This is a genomic window from Roseicella aerolata, from assembly GCF_020523605.1.
In the GTDB taxonomy this organism is placed as follows: domain Bacteria; phylum Pseudomonadota; class Alphaproteobacteria; order Acetobacterales; family Acetobacteraceae; genus Paracraurococcus; species Paracraurococcus aerolatus.
Map to the genome: position 1 here is coordinate 1 of NZ_JAJAQI010000161.1, position 1009 is coordinate 1009.

The window sequence follows — 1009 nt, forward strand, 5'->3', positions numbered from 1 at the left end:
CCGCTCCGTGTAGCGAATGCTGACGTACTGCGACCCCTTATCGCTATGACATGTCAGTCGACCCTTCGCCGGACGTCGGTCGTGCAGGGCCTGCTCCAGAGCGTCGAGGACGAAGCCTGTTTGCGCCGTGCGCGACACCCGCCAGCCCACGATGCGGCGAGCGAAGACGTCGATGACGAAAGCGGCGTAGACGAAGCCCCGCCACGTCGCGATGTAGGTGAAATCCGAGACCCACAGCACGTTCGGCGCCGGTGCCCTGAACTGGCGGTTCACCTTGTCAGTCGGACATGGCGTGGCCGGGTTCGAGATCGTGGTCCGCGTCTCCCTCCCACGCACGACGCCGCGCAAACCCATGCTCCGCATCAGCCGCTCCACCGTGCAGCGGGCGACCGTGACCCCCTCGCGGCCGAGTTGCCGCCAGACCTTCCGGGCGCCGTAGACCCCGAAGTTCGCCTCGTGCACGCGACGGATCGTGGCGCGAAGGACTTCATCGCGGCGACGCCGGAGGCTCGCCCCCTCCGGACGCCGCCGCTCCGCGACGTGCGCGTGGTAGGTGGACGGGGCGATCGGCAACACCTGGCAGATCGGCTCGACCCCGTACTCACCCCGGTGATCGTCGATGAAGGCGATCAAGTCTTGGACCGGCGGTCGAGCTCCGCCTGAGCGAAATACGCCGAGGCCTTCCGCAGGATCTCATTGGCCTGACGCAGCTCGCGCACCTCTCTCTCGAGCGACTTGATCCGTTCCCGCTCGGCGCTCGTCGGCCCGGGCCGCTGTCCCCCGTCACGCTCGGCTTGGCGCACCCAATTCCGGAGCGTCTCCGTCGTGCAGCCGATCTTCGCAGCAACCGAGCTGATTGCGGCCCACTGCGTCGGGTGCTCCCCGGCGCCGTCCAGCACCAGCCGGACTGCCCGCTCCCGCACCTCCGGCGAGTAGCTCGCCGCCGTCTTCTTCGTCATGGCTCTATCCTCTCAAGAGATAGTGCCTCCGGAAAAGCCGGTGCGGTTCA

At 67.8% G+C, this 1009-nt stretch carries 1 pseudogene and 1 other annotated feature; the pseudogene reads right to left on the reverse strand.

Annotated features, from left to right (window positions below):
* Positions 1-959, reverse strand: a pseudogene (locus tag LHA35_RS28325) (IS3 family transposase); the annotation flags it as partial.
* Positions 559-675 (reverse strand) — a sequence feature (AL1L pseudoknot). (Overlaps the previous pseudogene by 117 nt.)
* Positions 960-1009: the final 50 nt, after the last annotated feature.